This window comes from Halobellus captivus (assembly GCF_003697845.1).
GTDB classification, from domain to species: Archaea; Halobacteriota; Halobacteria; order Halobacteriales; family Haloferacaceae; genus Halorubrum; species Halorubrum glutamatedens.
Map to the genome: position 1 here is coordinate 144,351 of NZ_RDQE01000006.1, position 13,814 is coordinate 158,164.

A 13,814-nucleotide genomic window follows, 5' to 3' on the forward strand; every position below is an offset into this window, starting at 1 on the left:
ATCAGACGTCGACGCCCGCGTCGCGCATGAGGTCGATCGTCGGTTCGAGGTCCGACAGCTGGGCCAGGTCGACGTCCGGCACGTCGAGTTCGTCGATCGTCGGCAGGTCGCCGATGGGCTCGACGTCGGGAACCAGCGGGTACTCGAAGGTGGTCCGGGCGAAGTAGTCCTGTGCCTCCGCCGACAGCAGGTGCCGGACGAAGTTCTCCGCGAGCGTCGCGTCGGAGGCGGTGTCGACGACGGCCGCGCCCGCGACGTTGAACACCGCGCCGGCGTCGCCGCTCGTGAACGCGGTGGCGATCGACGCCTCCGGGTTGCCGTCGAGGACGCGCTGGATGTAGTAGTGGTTCGTGAACGCGGCGTCGATCTCGCCGTCGGCGATCGCCTGGCACGCGGCGAACTCGTCGGGATAGCTCGTGATCCCCGATTCGACGATCGCCTCCAGCCAGTCGCGGGTCGCTTCCTCGCCCGCGATGAGCCGCATCGCGGTCACGAACGCCTGACAGGAGCCGTAGGAGGGGGCCCAGCCGAGGTCGCCGGAGAACTCCTCGGGATAGGCCATGACGTCGTCCGGGAGGTCGTCGTCGGAGAACTCGTCGGTGTTGTACGGGACGGTGCGGGCACGGCCCGAGGTCCCGATCCACTGGTCGGTGCGGAACTCCGCGCGGACCATGTCGGTGACTTCCTCGGAAAGCGACTGCGTGCGTCCCTCGTCGGCGAGCGCGCCGAGCGAGCCCGCGTTGACGGAGTAGAACACGTCCGCCCGCGACCCGTCGCCCTCGTTGATGATCGTGTTCACGAGGTCGGTCGACCCGCCGTATCGAACCGTCAGGTCGAAATCGTCGTACTGGTCGTCGATGTAGGAGACGAGGTCGCCGACGAGGAACTCGCCGCGCCCGGAGTAGACGGTGAGTTCGCCGGAGAGGTCGGGCATATCGGCGATCGAGGTGCCGCCGGGGAGTCCGCGCCCCTCGCGGCCGGAGCCGATCTGGCCGACCGTTGAGTCGGTCGCGTCGCCGTTGCCGTCGCCGCCGTCGTCTCCGATCCCGAGGATGCCGAGACACCCGGACGTCCCGAGCACGCCGACCGCACCCGTCGTGGCGAGGAGGCGGCGTCTGTCGATCCCGTCCCGAAGACGATCGTGATCCGTCATATGTTTTAGGCCCACCTAAACAGACTTAGTCGTGTCGATTCAGTCGTCGGCGACCGCCGGCGTCCGGTCGAGCGCCTCGAGACAGTCGAGCCAGTCGCGCATGTACTCGCCGACGTGGACGAAGAACTCGCCGTTCCGGTACTCCTCGAACTCGCCGTCGGCGAGCCGGTCGGTCATCGCGTCGTAGGCCGCGGCGTAGCCGTCGGCGTCCGCGCCGGCGTCGCGGATCAGCTCCCAGAGGTGCTCGTTGAGCTCGAGTCCGGCGACCTCGTTGTGGAGGTCGTCGAACGTCGAGCGCGCGGCCTTGTTGTGTTCACACAGCGGGCCGCCGTTGTAGATCCGCTTGCCGAGCACGTCGCAGGCGCGCTTGAGGAAGACGCCCGACCAGATGTCGTCGAACCGGCCGACTTCCCACTCGTTGTCGTCCATCGGCAGCTGGTAGAACGCCGGGATCACCTCGCGGCGGAACGCGAGGTTCATCGAACAGACGGTGAGGTAGTTGTCGCGGGCGGCGACGAAGTCCTCGCCGAAGTCGTCGGCGGTCGTTCGCGTCCGTGCTTGGCCCTGCAGGTCGCCGTCCATCAGGATCCGGACGGCGTCGAGGTCGGGGACGTTCGTCCACAGCCCTTGTGAGGCGACGACCTCGCCGGAGTCGATCGCGACCGTGTCCGTCTCGACGGTCTCGTCCATCGCCGAGTAGGGGTACCCGCGGGGGTACAGACCGTGCTCGTCGGCACGCTCGTAGAGGACGTTCACCCAGTTCTCGTCCGACCGGACGCGCGTTATCTCCCCCTCGAAGGCGAGGTTCTCCATGTGTCGGCCGAAGTAGTCCGCGTCGTCGTGCGGGAGCGTGTCGTCGTCGATGAACATCCCGTACTCGAACTCGGGGTTCGCCCACATGTACAGCAGGCCGAAGCTCGTCTCCGCGTGGCTCGCGGCCGGAACGACGTGGCCGTACTCGGCGACCCTCTCGCTCTCGTACCACTCCTCGCGGGCGGTCCCGTCGAAGACCTCGCCGGAGACGCCGAGATCCGCGAGCATCTCTCGCATCTCCGCGACGTCACAGAAGTCCTCGGTGACGAGCACGAAGTGGAGCCGCGAGACGTCGAAGCCGTGGTCGCGGGCGTTCCCGACGTACGCGCGGATACACTCGTACTCGCGGATCGTCGGAACGACCACGCAGACGTCTCCTCTCCCCTCCGGTGAGCGGCGTTCGTCCATGCGATCCAGTTTTTAGGCTGGCCTAAAAACCTGGCGGTCCGGCGGCCGAGGGGTCGCCCTCGGCGGCCGGCTCGGCCCCGTCGGCGGTCGGCTCCGCGGTCGCGGGCGCGTCGGTCCCCTCGGCCTCGCCGGCTCCGGCCGTCGGAGAGACGTTGAACGCCAGTCCGGCCACCCCGCCGCCGCCGAGCGTGACCGCGTTCTTCAGCGCGTGGTCGAGGACCGCCGCGGCCAGGGCGATCTCGGCCGGGATCGGAGCGGCGGCGACGACGATCCCCGTGAACGCCGCCTCGTACAGGCCGACGCCCCCCTGTGAGAGCGGCAGGACCTTCGCGAGGTTCCCGGCCGAGACCGCGAGCGTCCCGACGACGACGAGCGTCACCGGGGCGAGACCGCCGGTCCCGCCGACCAGCGCCGCGAGCACGAGGACGGCCGTCAGGACGTCGAGCCCCCACACGGCCCCGCTCGCGAGGAGGACTCGGAGGAGCGCGCCCGGGTCCGCGGCGACGACCCGAACCGCGGCCCCGAACCGGACGACGGCGTCGACAACCCGCGAGAGTCGCGGCCGATCGAGGCGGTCGACTTGGTCACGGAGGCCGGGACCGAACCGGCGGTCGCTCCGGGCGACCGCGACCGTGACGGCCGAAGCCAGCGCGGCCGCGGCCGCGATCCCGGCGGCGGCGGCGACGGCTCGACCCGGTCCGACGGCCGCGGCGGTTTCACCGGCGTCCGCCGACAGCACGGTTCGCCCGTCGAGGAGGAGCGCCGCGAGCGCGGTGCCGCCGAGCACGCCGAGCGCCACGAGGTCGAACGCGCGCTCGACGGCCAGCGACGCGACGCCGGTCGGATACGGCACGTCCCGCCGGTCCTTCAGGAGATACGCGCGAACGCCGTCGCCGGCCCGCGCGGGGACGATCAGGTTCGCGGTCTGGCTGGCGAACACCGTCGCCGTGAGAAACGCCGACCCACACCGATGGCCCATCGGGGCGAGCACGTCGCGGTACCGTCGCCCGCGAACCGGCCACGACAGCAGGTAGGCGACGAGCGCCGCGACGAGCAGCGACGGGTCCGCCGCGGCGACCGTCGAGACGACGGTCCCGGCGTCGAGGGTCCGCGTCAACACGACGCCGCCGACCGCGAGGACGAGGACGGTTCCCACGGCCGTGAGCCATCCTCGCGGGAGGCGGTCGCGGCGCCGTGAGTCGCCGTCGTGCGTGGTCATACGATCGTTTAGGTTGGCCTAAACAATATAGTCCTGGCGGTTCACGGCGCCGGGTGAGCCGGTGAGAAGACGCTTGTCCTCCCTCGTCGTCCGGGCAGCCGTGTCCCTCCCCGACGCCGAGAAGCGACGAGCGGAGCGTCGCGACTCCCGCTCGACCGATCGCCGCGACGACGAGCAACGGTCCGACGAGGACGGAGCACCGAACGGCGTGTACCTCGTCGCCGGCCTCGCGCTTCTCGGCGGCGGGGTCGACTTCCTGTCCGGGATCGCGGTGCCGTTGTACGCGACGGGAGCGCTGGGCGCCGGCATGCGACTGCTCTTCGCCCTCGGGAGCGGCGGCTCCGCCGGCGGCCCGGCGATGCGGATACTGCTCGCGGTCGTCGTGGTCGGCTATCTCCTCGTGCGGGCCGACCGCTTCGAGTGACGCGGTGGGCGCCGGTCGACGCCGAACCACGTACATCCTTATCACGACACGGACCTGACCCCGATCCGATGCGCGCCACCCTCGAGACGCTCGCGATCGCCTGCCTCGTCGGCGCGGTGCAGGCCGTCCTCGGCGTCGTGGGTTTCGCCACGGCGTTCGCGCTCTCGGCCCCGATTTCGGTCGCGCCGTGGACGCTCGTCACTGGCGTGTACGCGCACGGCTCGCTCGGACACCTGCTCGCGAACGGGATCGCGGTGCTTCTGGTCGGTCCCCTCGTCGAACGGCGGACGACCCGAGCCCGGTTCCACGCGTTCGTCGTCGTCACCGGCGCGCTCGCCGGGGTCGCACAGGTGACCGTCGGTAGCCTGCTCGGACCGTCGGCGGCCGTGTTGGGGCTCAGCGGTGCCGCCTTCGCGCTCGGCGGGTATCTGCTCGCCGGCAACGTCGTGACCGCGACGCTGTTCGACCGCCTTCGACTCTCGTCGCGTGCGCAACTCGCGCTGTTCGGCGGGCTCGCCGTCCTCCTCACGGTCGCGACCGCCGCGCCCGGCGTCGCGCTCGTCACCCACGCGACCGGGGCGTTCTGCGGTCTCCTCGCCGGGCGGGTGCGACTGCTGGAGCGCTGACGAACGAGCTCGGCGGCGGTCAAGGCGATCGCGCAGGCGGGCGTGACCGATCGACGACGGCGGCGCTGTCCGGCGAAAAAACGGAAAACCGAGAGCGTGGCGCGAACGCGCCTTAGCGCTTAGTCCTCGAGAACGATCTCGATGCTGACGTCGTTGGGCACCTGGACGCGCATGAGCTGACGGAGCGCGCGTTCGTCGGCGTCGATGTCGATCAGCCGCTTGTGGACGCGCATCTCCCAGTGCTCCCACGTCGCCGTCCCCTCACCGTCCGGGGACTTGCGCGACGGGATCTCCAGCGTCTTCGTCGGCAGCGGGATCGGGCCCGACAGGGCGACTCCCGTCGAGTCCGCGATCTCGCGGACGTCGTCGCAGATGGCGTCGAGGTCCTCGGGGCTGGTACCGGCGAGGCGGACGCGTGCCTGCTGCATCGATTATCGCTCGTTGACTTCGAGCACTTTCCCGGCCGCGATGGTCTGACCCATGTCGCGGATGGCGAAGCTGCCGAGTTCCGGGATCTCGCCGGACGGCTCGATGCTGAGCGGCTTCTGCGGGCGAACGGTGACGACCGCGGCGTCGCCGGACTTGATGAAGTCCGGGTTCTCCTCGGCGACCTCACCGGACGACGGGTCGATCTTCTGATCGATGGACTCGATCGTACAGGCGACCTGCGCCGTGTGCGCGTGGAAGACCGGGGTGTAGCCGGCCGTGATCACGCTGGGGTGCTGCATGACGACGACCTGCGCCTGGAACGTCTCGGCGACGCTCGGCGGGTCGTCGGCGGGACCACACACGTCGCCGCGACGGATGTCGTCCTTGCCGAGGCCGCGGACGTTGAACCCGACGTTGTCGCCGGGCTCGGCCTTGGGGACCTCCTCGTGGTGCATCTCGACCGTCTTCACCTCGCCGCCCACGTCGGACGGCTGGAAGGAGACGTTGTCCCCCGTGTTGAGGATCCCGGTCTCGACGCGTCCGACGGGAACGGTCCCGATGCCGGAGATGGTGTAGACGTCCTGGATGGGGAGCCGGAGCGGCGCGTCCGTCGGCGGCTCGGACTCGGGCAGGTCGTTGAGCGACTCCAGCAGGGTGGGGCCGTCGTACCAGCCGGTGTTCTCGGACTCCTCGGAGATGTTGTCGCCCTCGAACGCCGAGATCGGCACGAACGTCGTGTCGTCGGTCGCGAAGCGAACCTGGTTGAGGAGCTGTTTGACCTCCTCGACGACCTCGTCGTAGGAGGACTCCTGGTAGTCGACCAGGTCCATCTTGTTGACGCCGATGATGAGCTCGTTGATTCCCAGCGTGCGGGCCAGGAACACGTGCTCTCGGGTCTGAGGCGCGACGCCGTCGTCGGCCGCGACGACGAGCACCGCGTTGTCGGCCTGCGAGGCACCCGTGATCATGTTCTTCACGAAGTCACGGTGGCCCGGGCAGTCGACGATGGTGAAGTAGTAGGAATCCGTGTCGAACTCCTGGTGGGCGATGTCGATCGTGACGCCACGCTCGCGCTCCTCGGCGAGGTTGTCCATCACGTAGGCGAACTCGAAGCCGCCCTTGCCCTTCTCTTCTGCTTCCTCGCGATGCTGCTCGATTACGTGCTCGGGGACGCTCCCCGTCTCGAAGAGGAGTCGACCCACGAGCGTACTCTTGCCGTGGTCGACGTGGCCGATAATGGCCAAATTCTGGTGCGGTTTGTCACTCATGGGGTAATCACGCGCTAAGGCGCTCTGTGAGTACGTTTTCGGTTGATTCCACTAAAACGGTTTCGATACGACTCACAGGCGAGAGCGCCGCAGTCCGGTGATTCCTGTCATCGAGGGGCACGGGATCGAGGCGCACGGACGGGTCGGATCGGTCGCGCGTCGTGAGGCGGTCCGTCAGGAGACGAGCGAGGTCGCGAAACGAGGGAACTCCGACCGCGTCCGGGACTCAGCCGAGCCGACCGACGTCGCCGAGGATCGCGCTCGCCGTCTCGGGGCCGCCCGCGCCGCGACCGGAGATGTTGAGCCGCCCCGCGTGCGTGGTCTCGATCTGGACGATGTTCTGGGTTCCGGAGACCGCGAGCGTCCCGTTCTCGGGGACGAGCCGCGGGGCGACCCGAACCGTCTCCCCCGTCGCCTCCCCGATCAGCCGGACGGTCCGACCGTCCTCGGCGGCGAGCCGGAGCACGGAGCCGGGCACGTCGCGGATCCCCTCCACGGACGCGTCCGCGAGAGTGAACTCCCTGGCGTCGGCCGGGTCGTCCGCCGCGCCGAACGAGAGCACGTTCGCGAGGACGACGCACTTGAGCGCGGCGTCGGTCCCGTCGACGTCGAAGGAGGGGTCCGCCTCCGCGACGCCGAGGTCCTGTGCCTCCGAGAGCACGTGGTCGTAGTCGAGGCCCTCGGCGGCCATGCGCGTGAGGATGAAGTTCGCGGTCCCGTTGAGCACGCCACGGACGGCGGTGACGTGGCTCGGCTCGATGTCCTCGACCGTCGAGACCGCCGGGATCGCCCCGCCCACCGTGGCCTCGAAGCGCACGTCGCCGTCGCTGTCGGCCGCGAGCGCCCGGAGATCGCCGTACCGTTCCGCCACCGGACCCTTGTTCGCCAAGACGACGTGTCGGTCCCGCTCGAGGGCGGTCCGAACGTGCGAGAACCCGGGTTCGGCGTCGCCGAGCGTCGTCGGCGTCGCCTCGACGAGGACGTCGTAGTCGGCCGCGAGCGCCTCCGCCGGGTCGCCGTCGCCGACGATCCCGCGCTCGGCCTTGCGGGCGACCACCGCGTCCGCGTCGACGCCGACCGCCCCGCCCGAACCGTCGGTCCCGTCCGAGACGACCGCGCTCGAGGAGTCCGCGACGGCGACGACCTCGTGGCCGTGTTCGCCCGCCAGCTCGACGACGGAGCGGCCGACCGCACCCGCGCCGATGACAGCGAGTTTCACGCTTCCACCCCCACGAGCGGCGCGACGACGCGCAACTCCTTCTCGTCGGCGATCTCGCGAACGGCGGCGATCGCCTCGCTCGTCTCGCCCGACCGTGCCTCCAGGCGAAGCCGGGCGCTCGAGACCTCCTCGGTCCCCTGCGGAGCCGCGAGCGACACGTCGGCGACCGACGCCGACGCGGACGCCTCGATCCGCGAGAGGGTGTCCGAGAGGTCGGTGTCGATGAGATGGCCGAACAGGACGAGGGTGATCTCCTCGGCGTACCGCTCCGTTCCCGCCTGCATCACCGTGATCCCCTCCTCGCGGAGCGCCTCGACTATCCCCTCGAAGCGCTCGGTCGTCGCCTCGAAGTCGACCTCGACCGGGATCCGACCGCGCGGGGTCTTGTTCCCGCGCTCGTGGTAGATCGACAGCAGGTTCCCCCCGTTGTTCGCGATCGGCTGAAGCGCCGCGAGCAGCTGTCCCGGCTCGTCGACGAGCTCGAGCCGAACCGTGTGCGTCGAGGGGGCGGGGTCGTGGCCGCCGTCCGCCGCCGGGTCCGCCGCGTCGGCCGCCTCCTCGGGCGCGCCGTCCCGAGCGTCGCTCACGCGATCACCCCGCTCGGAGGAGCCGTCCGGCACGTCCCTGTCGACGCGGAGCGGTCGCTTGCTGGCTCCGTGCCGATACGCCGAGCGGGAGTCGTGCCCGTCTGCATACTCGAAAGGAGTCGGGGGGAGCGGTATAAGCCTTCGGCGATGGCAGTCGTTGCCTCCGCGACGTACGCGAACACGTCACACGAGAACGAGCGACGGTGACCGGGCGGCCGCCGGCGACCGGAGGCGGAACCTAAGAAAAAACGGAGCGCGAAACGAGGTGAGAACGCTCGGAGAGCGAAAACGGCGGAGGAAACGGGCGACGTGTCGGAAAACGCGGAGCGTGGACCGCGAAGCCTCGACTAGATGTAGTCGATCGACGAGGGCAGTTCGAGCTTCATTCCCTTCCGCTCGCGGATCTCCATGATCTTCTCGCGCTGGAGGTTGTCCACGAGCACGCGGAAGCCCGCGTTCTCCGTGTTCCAGGAGGCGCGGCCCTCGGTGGCCGAGCGGATGTCCGAGGAGAACCCGATCATCTCCTCGACGGGCGCGATGCCCTCGACGACCATGAGGTCACCCTCCTGGTACATGTCGTCGACGCGGCCGCGACGACCCTGGACCTCGCCGGAGGCGGCACCCATGTGTTCGCTGGGCACGTCGATGCGGACGTCCTGGATCGGCTCGAGCAGGCGGACCTCGCCGTCGATCAGCGCGCGGTGGACCGCGTCGCGGACGGCGGGGATGACCTGTGCGGGTCCGCGGTGGATGGTGTCCTCGTGGAGCTTCGCGTCGTGGAGACGGAACAGCGACCCCTGGACCGGCTCGGCGGCCAGCGGGCCGTCGTCGAGCGCCTCCTGGAGCCCCTCGAGGACGAGCTCCATCGTCTCGTTGAGGTGCTGGATCCCCTTCGTGTCGTCGATGAGGATGTTGGTCCGGTGGATGTCCTCGACGTTCTGGGAGGTGTCCTTGTCCATGCCGGCCTCCTGTAACGCCTCGCGGCGCTCCAGTTCGGGCATGTCCATCGAGACCTCGCCGAGCTGGATGGCGTCGACGATCTCCTGGGCCATCGGCTCGACGGTGAGGTAGAACTTGTTGTGGCGGTTCGGCGACTGCCCTTCGACCTCGCGGGACGCCTCCTGGGGCTGTTCGCGGTAGACGACGATCGGCTCGCCGGTGATGACCGGAATTCCCTGGTTGTCCCGGATCCGCTGGGTGATGACCTCGAGATGGAGCTCCCCCTGCCCGCTGATGAGGTGCTCACCCGTGTCCTCGTTGATCTCGATCTGGATCGTCGGGTCCTCCTTGGCGACCTGCTGGAGCGTCTCGATGAGCTTCGGCAGGTCGTCCATGCTCTGGGCCTCGACGGACTTCGTGATGACCGGCTCGGAGATGTGCTCGATCGACTCGAACGGCGTCATCTCCACGGAGGAGACGGTGGAGCCGGCGATGGCGTCGCGCAGGCCGGTGACCGAGGCGATGTTGCCGGCCGGGACGTGTTCCACCTCCTCGCGTTCGGACCCCATGAACAGCCCGACGCTCTGGATGCGGTTCTTGCCCGCGGTGCCGGAGACGTACAGCTCCTGGCCCTTCTCGAGCGTGCCGGAGAAGACGCGACCCGTCGCGATCTCGCCCGCGTGCGGGTCCATCGAGATGTCGGTGACCATGAAGACGACCTCGCCGTCCTCGTCGACCAGCCGCATCGTGTCGGCCAGCGAGGACTCCGGGTCGCCGCGCCAGATGCGCGGGACACGGCGGGGCTGGGCGTCGACCGGGTTCGGGAAGTGCTCACAGACCATGTCGAGCACGACGTCCGAGAGGGGCGTGCGCTCGTGGAGCTCGTCGCGCTTGTCGTTCTGTTCGAGCTCCATGATGTCGCCGAAGTCCATGCCCGTCCGCTGCATCGACGGCATCGAGACGCCCCACTTGTACAGCGCGGAGCCGAACCCGACCGTGCCGTCCTCGACGGAGACGGTCCAGTCCTCGGGGATGTCGTCCATGTTCTCGGCCATCCCGCGGATGAGCTCGTTGACGTCGGCGATGACGGAGAGGAGCCGCTCTTGCATCTCCTGGGGGCCCTCCTGGAGCTCCGAGATGAGGCGGTCGACCTTGTTGATGAACAGCGTCGGCTTCACGCCCTCGCGGAGCGCCTGCCGGAGCACCGTCTCCGTCTGGGGCATCGCGCCCTCGACGGCGTCGACGACCACCAGCGCGCCGTCGACCGCGCGCATCGCGCGGGTGACGTCGCCCCCGAAGTCGACGTGGCCCGGCGTGTCGATGAGGTTGATGAGGTGGTTGGTGTCCTCGTACTCGTGGGTCATCGAAACGTTCGCCGCGTCGATGGTGATCCCGCGCTCCTGTTCGTCCTCCTTCGTGTCCATCGCGAGCTGCTCGCCCGCGGTGTCCTGCGAGATCATGCCCGCGCCCGCAAGGAGGTTGTCGGAGAGCGTCGTCTTCCCGTGGTCGACGTGGGCGGCGATGGCGATGTTCCGGATGTTCTCCGGCTCGTCCATCAGCCGCTCACATTCTTGAACGATCTTCTTGCGTCGGCCCATTATACCGCGTGTTACCGACAGCAGGGTCAAAAGGGTAGTGTTTCTCCGCGGCCGTTTCGGCCGGGATCACCCCCGATCGCCGCCGATTTCGTGCCCATCGCTCGCACGATCGTCGGTCGCCGCACGCGCCGATCCCATCGGGGTCTCCGTCCCGCCGCGACGGCCTCCGTTCTACCGCGGCAGCCTCCGACCCGCCGCGACGGCCTCCGTTCTACCGCGGCAGCCTCCGACCCGCCGCGACGGCCTCCACCCGCTCCGCCACGCCGCCGGTCGCCGGCCCACGCCGGGCGGATTTAAGTGATCCCTCGGGGACGGGGAAACATGAACGAGACGCTCTCACGGATCGTCGACAGCGGCGTCGTCGCGGTGTTGCGCGGAGTGCCGGCCGACCAGCTCGTCGGGATCGCCGAGGCGCTTCGAGAGGGCGGCGTCACCGCCGTCGAGATCACCGCCGACACGCCCGGCGTCGCGGACCTCATCGAGGAGGTGTCCGGCTCCTTCGACGACGAGGTCGTCGTGGGAACGGGCACCGTCCTCGACGCCGAGACCGCCCGGACGACGCTGATGGCCGGCGCGGAGTTCGTCGTCTCGCCGAGCCTCCACGAGGACGTCATCGAGACGTGTAACCGGTACGGGGCCGTGAGCGCGCCCGGCGTGATGACGCCGACGGAGGCGATCCGCGGCTACGAGGCCGGCGCGGACTTCGTGAAGGTGTTCCCGGCGAAGACGGTCGGCCCCGCCCACGTCGGCGCGATGAAGGGGCCGCTCGGCCAGATCCCGATGATGCCGACGGGCGGCGTCGGCCCCGACAACGCCGCCGACTTCATCGAGGCCGGCGCGTTCGCGGTCGGCGCGGGCGGCGCGCTCGTCGACTACGACGCCGCCGAGCGCGGCGACTACGAGGCCATCACCGAGACCGCCCGCGAGTTCACGCGGGTGGTCGAGGAGGCGCGCGCGGACGGGTAGGGTAGCTCCGCGACGGGGGTGGAACTCGATGAGCCGGAAAGCGGGGTGAAGTCGTGCCGCGACCCGAACGTTTTCGGAGTGTCACCGACACCTCCACCCGTCGATGATCGTACTCCACGCGGTCTTCCCGATCGAGGCGGACCGGCTCGACGAGGCGCTCGATCACGCGAGAACCCTCGTCGAGGAGTCGAACCGGGAGGACGGAACGATCGAGTACCGGGCGGCGACCGACGTCGAGGACGGGACCACGCTTCGCTTCTTCGAGCAGTACGAGGACGCGGCGGCGTTCGAGGCTCACACGGAGACCGACCACTTCCGGGCGTTCGAGGCGGCGCTTCCGGACCTGCTCGCCGGCGAACCGGAGGTACGCCGGTTCGACGTGGAGTCCGCGGCGGAGCTCGACCTCTGAGAGGAACCCGAGACTAGCTTCGGCCGGGAACGGTCGAGCGACCGTTCACACCACCTGCTCGCCGTCGTCGTCGTACACCTCGATGGCGTCGACGGGGCAGACCCGCGCCGCGAACTTCGCGTCGAGCTCCTCGCCGTCGGGGACCTCGACGACGAACACGTCCTCCTCCCGCTCCTCGCCGTCGACGAGGTCGGCCTTCCCGTCGTTCAGGTCCTTCTCGAACCCGTCCCACTCGGCGACACACTGGTACATCCCGATACAGGTGTCTCGGTCGAATTCGACGCGCATACCGCGGATACGCGAAGCGGGTACAAAGCGGTGGCGGGGTTCGGTTCGTCGGTGCGCCCCGTGGCCGTTCCCGCGTACCGGGAGTTCTCCCGGACGGTGAGGGTATCTCCGTGCCGACCGTTCGGAAAACCGCCCGCTGACGCCGACGCCCTCCGTCGTTCTCCGTCGGGCCGTTTTTAATCCGGGCGCACGTCCTGCTCGCATGGATCCGGACGGACACGCGCTCCGGGACGTGCTCTACAAGCGCGCGGCGGTGTTCCGACGTCTCGCCGACGCGCCCGCGAGCAAGCCGGAGCTCGTCGAGCGACTGTCGAGTTCGCGCTCGACCGTCGACCGCGCGATCGACGATCTGGCGGACGTGGACTGCGTCGAGTCCCGGAACGGGACCTACTCGCTCACCGCGACCGGCCGGTTCGCGCTCGCGGAACACGACCGCTACGCGGCCACGACCGAAACGATCGAGGCGGCGAGTAGCCTCCTGAACGGCCTCCCCGAGGGGACGACCCTCCCGTCGGTCTTCCTCGAGGACGCGACCGTGACCGTCGCGGACCCGCACGTGCCTTCAGGGGCGTCGACGGCGAGCAGCGAGCTCCTCGAGCGGGCGACGGCGATGCGGGGATTGGCCCCGACCGTGCTCAAGTCGGACGTCTTCATCATCGACCGCGAGCTGGACCGCGAGGCGCTCGACGTGACGGTGGTCGCGGAGCCGGCGGTGGTGGAGGCGCTCGGCGAGCTTTCGGACACGCCGGTGGCGACCCTCCTCGCGCGCGACTCATTCGATCTGTACCGAAGCCCGGGGTCGCTCCCGTACGCGCTGTGGGTGATGGAGACGCCGGAGGGAGACCACGCGGGGATCACGTTCCGCGGCACGGGCGACGTCACGGGGATGGTGACGAACGACTCGCCCGAGGCGGTCGAGTGGGCGAACGCCGAGCTGGCGTCGTATCGGGAGCGGGCGACTCCCGTCGACCAGCCGGTTTAAGACCGGTGCGGGCGGAGAACCCGGCGATGACCGCAGTCTGGCTCGTCGACCGACGGTTCGACTCGAAGGGGCTCGTCCGGCTGACGTACGCGACCGAGGACGGCGAGCGCGTCCACACGAAGGAGCTGGCCGAACAGCGGCTGGTCACCGGCGACGGGGTGACCGCCGGCCGGGACGTCAACGAGGACGCGCTCGGCGAGGCCTCGGCCGAGGACGTCGAGCGGTTCGCCGCCGAGGCGTCGCGGATGGCCGCCGAACACGACCTCGACGACACGGTGTGAAGCGGCCGCAAGCGGGAGCGACGGCACGGTAGCGAGGGTCTCCGGCTCGGTCCGGATCGAAGGCCGCAATAGCGATCCGGATCGGATCTGACCACCCTGACACGAACCGAACGCCGCGGAAGTCACGGGCGCGGTTGCCCGCGACCGCACAGTCCCGCACCTCACGCCTCCCCAGCCTCGCATCGACCGCGACGCCGTGCGGTCC

At 69.6% G+C, this 13,814-nt stretch carries 15 protein-coding genes; 6 read left to right on the forward strand and 9 right to left on the reverse strand.

The window, feature by feature from the left end; genetic code table 11:
• Position 1 precedes the first annotated feature (1 nt).
• The 3 genes from EAO78_RS08790 to EAO78_RS08800 are packed head-to-tail and all read right to left on the reverse strand — an operon-like array spanning position 2 to position 3,593.
• Entirely contained in the window at positions 2-1,153 is a 1,152-nt protein-coding gene (locus EAO78_RS08790; protein WP_122105469.1) for an extracellular solute-binding protein, read from the reverse strand.
• Between the two features lie 39 nt (positions 1,154-1,192).
• Positions 1,193-2,374 (reverse strand): alpha-1 4-glucan-protein synthase, encoded by a 1,182-nt coding sequence (locus tag EAO78_RS08795; RefSeq protein WP_122105470.1) that lies wholly within the window; start codon positions 2,372-2,374, stop codon positions 1,193-1,195.
• A gap of 22 nt (positions 2,375-2,396) precedes the next feature.
• Complete coding sequence (locus tag EAO78_RS08800; RefSeq protein ID WP_122105471.1) at positions 2,397-3,593, reverse strand: lysylphosphatidylglycerol synthase transmembrane domain-containing protein; 1,197 nt, start codon at positions 3,591-3,593, stop codon at positions 2,397-2,399.
• Between the two features lie 100 nt (positions 3,594-3,693).
• On the opposite strand from EAO78_RS08800, the gene EAO78_RS08805 reads away from it, so the two are divergent.
• A complete protein-coding gene (locus tag EAO78_RS08805; protein WP_122105472.1) occupies positions 3,694-4,017 on the forward strand; it encodes a hypothetical protein in 324 nt (107 codons plus the stop codon).
• A gap of 68 nt (positions 4,018-4,085) precedes the next feature.
• Positions 4,086-4,643: a rhomboid family intramembrane serine protease gene (locus EAO78_RS08810; RefSeq protein ID WP_122105473.1), complete on the forward strand. Its 558-nt coding sequence runs from the start codon at positions 4,086-4,088 to the stop codon at positions 4,641-4,643.
• A 119-nt stretch (positions 4,644-4,762) separates the two neighbouring features.
• Here the strand turns inward: EAO78_RS08810 and rpsJ are convergent, their stop codons facing one another.
• From rpsJ to EAO78_RS08835, 5 genes are all read right to left on the reverse strand, one after another.
• Complete coding sequence (rpsJ, locus tag EAO78_RS08815; protein ID WP_023497061.1) at positions 4,763-5,071, reverse strand: 30S ribosomal protein S10; 309 nt, start codon at positions 5,069-5,071, stop codon at positions 4,763-4,765.
• A gap of 3 nt (positions 5,072-5,074) precedes the next feature.
• Positions 5,075-6,340: a translation elongation factor EF-1 subunit alpha gene (tuf, locus tag EAO78_RS08820; protein WP_122105474.1), complete on the reverse strand. Its 1,266-nt coding sequence runs from the start codon at positions 6,338-6,340 to the stop codon at positions 5,075-5,077.
• A 226-nt stretch (positions 6,341-6,566) separates the two neighbouring features.
• Positions 6,567-7,559 (reverse strand): homoserine dehydrogenase, encoded by a 993-nt coding sequence (locus EAO78_RS08825; protein WP_122105475.1) that lies wholly within the window; start codon positions 7,557-7,559, stop codon positions 6,567-6,569.
• A complete protein-coding gene (locus tag EAO78_RS08830) occupies positions 7,556-8,146 on the reverse strand; it encodes an amino acid-binding protein (RefSeq protein ID WP_122105476.1) in 591 nt (196 codons plus the stop codon). The genes EAO78_RS08825 and EAO78_RS08830 overlap by 4 nt, the downstream gene beginning before the upstream one ends.
• 347 nt (positions 8,147-8,493) lie before the next feature.
• Positions 8,494-10,683 carry an elongation factor EF-2 gene (locus EAO78_RS08835; protein WP_122105477.1) on the reverse strand — a complete coding sequence of 730 codons (2,190 nt, stop codon included), beginning with the start codon at positions 10,681-10,683 and terminating at the stop codon, positions 8,494-8,496.
• Positions 10,684-11,004: 321 nt separating this feature from the next.
• On the opposite strand from EAO78_RS08835, the gene EAO78_RS08840 reads away from it, so the two are divergent.
• Together EAO78_RS08840 and EAO78_RS08845 are read left to right on the forward strand one after the other, a co-directional pair.
• Complete coding sequence (locus EAO78_RS08840; RefSeq protein WP_122105478.1) at positions 11,005-11,649, forward strand: bifunctional 4-hydroxy-2-oxoglutarate aldolase/2-dehydro-3-deoxy-phosphogluconate aldolase; 645 nt, start codon at positions 11,005-11,007, stop codon at positions 11,647-11,649.
• A 103-nt stretch (positions 11,650-11,752) separates the two neighbouring features.
• Positions 11,753-12,058 carry a putative quinol monooxygenase gene (locus tag EAO78_RS08845; RefSeq protein WP_122105479.1) on the forward strand — a complete coding sequence of 102 codons (306 nt, stop codon included), beginning with the start codon at positions 11,753-11,755 and terminating at the stop codon, positions 12,056-12,058.
• 45 nt (positions 12,059-12,103) lie between these two features.
• Here the strand turns inward: EAO78_RS08845 and EAO78_RS08850 are convergent, their stop codons facing one another.
• Positions 12,104-12,346 (reverse strand): ferredoxin, encoded by a 243-nt coding sequence (locus tag EAO78_RS08850; protein WP_122105480.1) that lies wholly within the window; start codon positions 12,344-12,346, stop codon positions 12,104-12,106.
• 202 nt (positions 12,347-12,548) lie between these two features.
• Between EAO78_RS08850 and EAO78_RS08855 the strand changes: the two genes are divergently transcribed.
• Both EAO78_RS08855 and EAO78_RS08860 read left to right on the forward strand, forming a co-directional pair.
• Positions 12,549-13,328, forward strand: a complete 780-nt coding sequence (locus EAO78_RS08855; protein ID WP_122105481.1) for a helix-turn-helix transcriptional regulator — start codon at positions 12,549-12,551, stop codon at positions 13,326-13,328.
• A 26-nt stretch (positions 13,329-13,354) separates the two neighbouring features.
• On the forward strand, positions 13,355-13,609 hold the full coding sequence (locus EAO78_RS08860) for a hypothetical protein (RefSeq protein ID WP_122105482.1): 255 nt from the start codon (positions 13,355-13,357) through the stop codon (positions 13,607-13,609).
• The last annotated feature ends 205 nt before the right edge of the window (positions 13,610-13,814 follow it).

Bases quoted from the DNA above. Each gene is read 5' to 3' on its own strand.
- EAO78_RS08800 (WP_122105471.1), bottom strand. From the start codon at position 3,593: ATGACCACGCACGACGGCGACTCACGGCGCCGCGACCGCCTCCCGCGA.
- EAO78_RS08795 (WP_122105470.1), bottom strand. From the start codon at position 2,374: ATGGACGAACGCCGCTCACCGGAGGGGAGAGGAGACGTCTGCGTGGTC.
- EAO78_RS08860 (WP_122105482.1), top strand. From the start codon at position 13,355: ATGACCGCAGTCTGGCTCGTCGACCGACGGTTCGACTCGAAGGGGCTC.
- EAO78_RS08850 (WP_122105480.1), bottom strand. From the start codon at position 12,346: ATGCGCGTCGAATTCGACCGAGACACCTGTATCGGGATGTACCAGTGT.
- EAO78_RS08835 (WP_122105477.1), bottom strand. From the start codon at position 10,683: ATGGGCCGACGCAAGAAGATCGTTCAAGAATGTGAGCGGCTGATGGAC.
- EAO78_RS08840 (WP_122105478.1), top strand. From the start codon at position 11,005: ATGAACGAGACGCTCTCACGGATCGTCGACAGCGGCGTCGTCGCGGTG.
- EAO78_RS08855 (WP_122105481.1), top strand. From the start codon at position 12,549: ATGGATCCGGACGGACACGCGCTCCGGGACGTGCTCTACAAGCGCGCG.
- EAO78_RS08810 (WP_122105473.1), top strand. From the start codon at position 4,086: ATGCGCGCCACCCTCGAGACGCTCGCGATCGCCTGCCTCGTCGGCGCG.
- rpsJ (WP_023497061.1), bottom strand. From the start codon at position 5,071: ATGCAGCAGGCACGCGTCCGCCTCGCCGGTACCAGCCCCGAGGACCTC.
- EAO78_RS08790 (WP_122105469.1), bottom strand. From the start codon at position 1,153: ATGACGGATCACGATCGTCTTCGGGACGGGATCGACAGACGCCGCCTC.
- EAO78_RS08845 (WP_122105479.1), top strand. From the start codon at position 11,753: ATGATCGTACTCCACGCGGTCTTCCCGATCGAGGCGGACCGGCTCGAC.
- tuf (WP_122105474.1), bottom strand. From the start codon at position 6,340: ATGAGTGACAAACCGCACCAGAATTTGGCCATTATCGGCCACGTCGAC.